Genomic DNA, 4,541 nt, shown 5'->3' with positions numbered 1-4,541 from the left:
CGCATCCTCCACGACCAGACCATCGAGACCCTGGTGGCCCAGGGGATCATGCAGGCGAAGGCCGGCTGCGACATCCTGGCGCCGTCCGACATGATGGATGGCCGCTGCGGCGCCCTGCGCCAGGCGCTCGAGGCCGAGGGCCTGCAGGACGTGATGATCATGTCCTACGCCGCCAAATATGCGTCGGCCTTCTATGGTCCCTACCGCGAGGCCATCGGCTCCGGGAAGCTGGGAACCGGCTCGGTCGACAATCCGGGCGACAAGAAGACCTACCAGATGGACGCCGCCAACTCCGACGAGGCGCTGCGCGAGGTGGCCCTCGACATCGCCGAGGGCGCCGACATGGTTATGGTGAAGCCCGGCATGCCCTATCTGGACATCGTCCAGCGGGTAGTCGAGGCGTTCCATGTGCCGACCTTCGCGTTCCAGGTCTCCGGCGAGTACGCCATGCTGATGGCGGCGGCCCAGAACGGCTGGCTGGACGAGGAGCGTGCGATCCTGGAGAGCCTGGGGGCCTTCAAGCGCGCGGGTGCTGCGGGCGTGATCAGCTACTTCGCGCCGAGGGCGGCGAGGCTGTTGGGGGCGTAGCAGCCGAACCTTCTACATCGCTCACGATGCCGGGGCTGGACGGGGCAAGTCGCTCCTGATCGCTCGGTCGAAGGGCGTGGACGCGGCCTCTACAGATGCCGAAGCGCGCCCTTGCCGGCATAGACCGCCTGGTCGCCCAGCTCTTCCTCAATGCGCAGCAGTTGGTTGTACTTCGCCGTCCGGTCCGAACGCGCCAGTGAGCCGGTCTTGATCTGTCCGCAGTTGGTGGCCACGGCCAGGTCGGCGATGGTGGAATCCTCGGTCTCGCCCGAGCGGTGGCTCATCACGGCAGTGTAGCTGTTGCGGTGGGCCAGATCGACGGCATCCAGGGTCTCGGACAACGTGCCGATCTGGTTGACCTTCACCAGGATCGAATTGGCCAGGCCCTTGCCAATGCCCATGCCCAGACGCTCAGGGTTTGTCACAAAGAGATCGTCGCCCACCAGCTGGATCTGGCCGCCCAGACGGTCGGTGAGCAGCTTCCAGCCCTCGAAATCATCCTCGGAGCAGCCATCCTCGATGGTCACGATCGGGAACTTGGCGGCCAGGTCGGCCAGATAGTCGACCATCCCTGCCGGGGATACGCTCTTGCCCTCGCCTTCCATGACGTACTGGCCGCCCTTGAAGAACTCTGTGGCCGCGACGTCGAGCCCCAGGTTGAAGTCGGCGCCGACCTTGAAGCCCGCGCTCTCGCCGGCCTTGACGATGAAGGCCAGGGCCGCTTCGGCGCTACCGATGTTCGGGGCGAACCCGCCCTCATCGCCGACATTGGTGTTGTGGCCGGCGGCTTTCAGCTGGGCCTTCAGGGCGTGGAAGATCTCCGCGCCCATCCGCAGCGCCTCGGCGAAGGTGTCCGCGCCGGTGGGCAGGATCATGAACTCCTGGATGTCGATCGGATTGTCGGCATGCGCCCCGCCGTTGATGATGTTCATCATCGGCACCGGCAACACACGGGCCGAAACACCGCCCACATACTTGTAGAGCGGCAGCGCCGCCGAGCTGGCCGCCGCCTTGGCGGTCGCCAGGCTGACGCCCAGGATCGCGTTCGCGCCCAGGCGGGCCTTGTTGTGGGTACCGTCCAGGTCGATCAGGATCCGGTCGATCCGGCGCTGGTCCTCGGCGTCACTGCCGGAAAGGGCGTCGAAGATCTCGCCGTTGACGGCCTCCAGGGCCTTCAGGACACCCTTGCCGCCATAGCGAGCCTTGTCCCCGTCCCGCTTCTCAACAGCCTCATAGGCGCCGGTCGAGGCGCCCGAGGGCACGGCGGCGCGCCCCATCGAGCCGTCCTCGAGAACCACGTCCACCTCCACCGTCGGGTTGCCCCGGCTATCCAGGATTTCACGGGCGGTGATGTCGACGATCTCGGTCATGGCGCACTCCGGGAGGAACGGGCGGACGCTTACCCAGCTTCGCCCAATCGGGCAACGCCGGCTTGACTTGAGAGGCCCGAAACGGCTGATGCGAGGCGTCTGGAGAACACCCGAATGCTGTTGATCGAAAAGCCCCTGGACGGCGTCGCTGTCGTCACCCTGAACCGACCCGAAGCCATGAACGCGCTCTCCAAGGCGCTGCGGGGGGCGTTGAGCCGGGCCATTACCGGGCTCGATCAGGACCCGGAGGTCCGGGTGATCATCCTGACCGGCGCTGGCGAGCGCGCCTTCACCGCAGGGCTTGATCTCAAGGAGCTCTCCACCGATCCGCTGGGCATGGGTGCGGCAAACGCCACCAGCGCCGACGAAAACCCCGCGCAGGCGGTTCTGTCGTGCTCGAAGCCCATCATCGGCGCCATCAACGGCGTGGCCATCACGGGCGGGTTCGAGGTGGCGCTGGCCTGCGATGTGCTGATCTGCTCCACCAACGCCCGCTTCGCCGATACCCACGCCCGGGTCGGCATCACCCCCGGCTGGGGCCTGTCGCAGAAGCTGAGCCGCGCCATCGGCCCCTATCGCGCCAAGGAGCTTTCGCTGACAGGCAACTTCCTGGACGCCGCAAAGGCCTATGAGTGGGGCCTGATCAATCGGATCGTCGAACCGGCCGACCTGATGCCGGCCGCCCTGCAGCTCGCCGCCCAGATGGCCGACATCGATGGCGACATGCTGGTGACCTACAAGGCCATGATCGATGACGGCTACGATCTCGCCATGGGCGAGGGCCTGCAGCTCGAACACGATCGCTCGGTCGTGCACAATCGCCAGGTCACGCCGGAGATGGTGGCTGAACGACGCGCCGCCGTGCAGGCGCGGGGCCGCAACCAATAGGCCTCAGGCCTGCCGTCGGCCCCAGGGTCCGACGATCGCCACCGTCATGCCGGGCCAGTAGACGTTGACGAACAGCGTGGTCCCGTCCGGCGAGAAACATGCCCCGGCCAGTTCGGTATTGGCGCCGACATCGCCGGGCTCCGCCTGGGCCTGACGGCCGAGGGTGTAGGTCTTGCCCGCCGGGGTCACAGCGCGGAGGTAGTTCACGCCGCCGGCGCTGGCCTTGTCCTCGCAGACAATCAGATCGCCCCAGGGGGCCACGGCGATGTTGTCGGCCATGTTCATGACCCGCTTGTCGAGGGACTCTACAAAAAGCTGCAGCTTTCCGGGCTCGTCCCGCTCTCGCGCGTCGCCTTCAAAGCGGCTGGGTCGGTAGCGCATGATCTGCCCAAGCCGCTTCGGGCCGCCATTTGTGCAGGTAAAGTAGAGTTCGTTCTGGCCAAAGAACACGCCCTCGCCCCGGGCGAACAGCACCGCGCCCTTGGCATGGCCGCGGGCCTTCAGGGCGTTGTCGGGATTGTCGACCCCGTCCATGTCGACCCAGACCACGTCGCGCCAGGCGCCCGGCGCCATCTCCGGGCTTGTCCAGTTGCGGCTGTCACCCCCCTCCGGGCGATCGCGGAAGGCCAACGCCTGCAGCCGCCCGCCCTTTTGCAGGACCCGACGATCCTCTGGCAGGTAGCGGTAGAACAGGCCTGCGCCCTCATCCTCCGTGAGATAGGCGATCCCGGTGCGCGGATCGATGCAGACCGCTTCGTGTCGGAACCGGCCCATGCCCAGGATCGGCGTCGGATCAGCAAGCCCGCGAGCGGTGCTCGGAACCTCAAAGACCCAACCGTGAGATTTCAGCCCGCGGGGGCCGCCCGCCGTCAGGGTGACCGGATCCACCGTCTCCTCGCAGGACAGCCAACTGTTCCAGGGCGTGGCGCCGCCGCTGCAGTTGACGAGCGTACCGGCCAGGCTGAGGTGTGAACTCTCCAGGCGCCGTTTGCGCAGGTCGTAGATCAGCGAGGTCGTGCCGCCGCTGAGCGCCTGATTGTCCTTGTCAAAGCCATAGACCCGTGACCGGTCCAGTTTCGTCGCCAGTGCGTGCCGGCTTCCGAAGGGACCATGCTCCACATCAGATGTCTTGAGCTCGTGGTTCCGGACCAGCACCACCCTGCCCGCATCCAGCGGAAAGCAACCCATCCCGTCCATCTTGCGAGGCGTGACCAGGCCGTCGCTCATGACTTCGCCGGCCCGCGACACGATCGTGTAGGAGAAGCCTTCCGGCAAATCGAACAGGCCCTGCGGATCCATCGCCAGTGGGCCATAGCCGGCGACCTCATTCAGATAGGGGTCAGCGTCCGGACTGACGCGCCTCGACGCGGGTTGCGCACCGGCCAGCCTCGAAAAGCCCGCGAACGCGGCTCCGGTGGCGGCGGCTGAAATGAGATGGCGGCGAGATAGGGTCATGACACCTCCTAACGCACCAGAATGTCAGCGCAATGACGACCGGAATCAAAAACGCCGGCCCTGCGGCCGGCGCCTGAAACACAAGCATCCTGCGACGCCTAGTCTTCCTTCGGCGTCAGAACCTGGCGGCCCTTGTACATGCCGGTCTTCAGATCGACGTGGTGCGGACGCTTCAGTTCGCCGGTTTCCTTGTCCTCATGAAAGGAGTTCGGGCCCAGCGCGTGGTGCGAGCGACGCATG

At 66.3% G+C, this 4,541-nt stretch carries 5 protein-coding genes; 2 read left to right on the top strand and 3 right to left on the bottom strand.

What is annotated here, in order from left to right:
• Positions 1 to 588 (top strand): porphobilinogen synthase (hemB, locus tag ACIQ42_RS16260; RefSeq protein WP_397423291.1); only part of this gene is annotated, 588 nt, incomplete at its 5' end.
• A gap of 89 nt (positions 589 to 677) precedes the next feature.
• Here the strand turns inward: hemB and eno are convergent.
• Positions 678 to 1,958 carry a phosphopyruvate hydratase gene (gene eno, locus ACIQ42_RS16255; protein ID WP_397423290.1) on the bottom strand — a complete coding sequence of 427 codons (1,281 nt, stop codon included), beginning with the start codon at positions 1,956 to 1,958 and terminating at the stop codon, positions 678 to 680.
• 114 nt (positions 1,959 to 2,072) lie between these two features.
• Here eno and ACIQ42_RS16250 point away from each other — a divergent pair, with 114 nt between their 5' ends.
• Positions 2,073 to 2,846, top strand: coding sequence for an enoyl-CoA hydratase (locus tag ACIQ42_RS16250; RefSeq protein WP_397423289.1), 774 nt, complete (start codon positions 2,073 to 2,075; stop codon positions 2,844 to 2,846).
• Between the two features lie 3 nt (positions 2,847 to 2,849).
• Here the strand turns inward: ACIQ42_RS16250 and ACIQ42_RS16245 are convergent, their stop codons facing one another.
• Together ACIQ42_RS16245 and rpmF are read right to left on the bottom strand one after the other, a co-directional pair.
• Positions 2,850 to 4,301: an alkaline phosphatase PhoX gene (locus ACIQ42_RS16245; protein ID WP_397423288.1), complete on the bottom strand. Its 1,452-nt coding sequence runs from the start codon at positions 4,299 to 4,301 to the stop codon at positions 2,850 to 2,852.
• Positions 4,302 to 4,399: 98 nt separating this feature from the next.
• Positions 4,400 to 4,540 carry a 50S ribosomal protein L32 gene (gene rpmF, locus ACIQ42_RS16240; protein ID WP_397423292.1) on the bottom strand — a complete coding sequence of 47 codons (141 nt, stop codon included), beginning with the start codon at positions 4,538 to 4,540 and terminating at the stop codon, positions 4,400 to 4,402.
• Position 4,541 lies beyond the last annotated feature (1 nt).

Origin of the sequence: Phenylobacterium sp., from assembly GCF_044372605.1 — a bacterium.
Lineage (GTDB): Bacteria > Pseudomonadota > Alphaproteobacteria > Caulobacterales > Caulobacteraceae > Phenylobacterium.
This window is presented reverse-complemented; position numbering and strand designations above follow the sequence as displayed.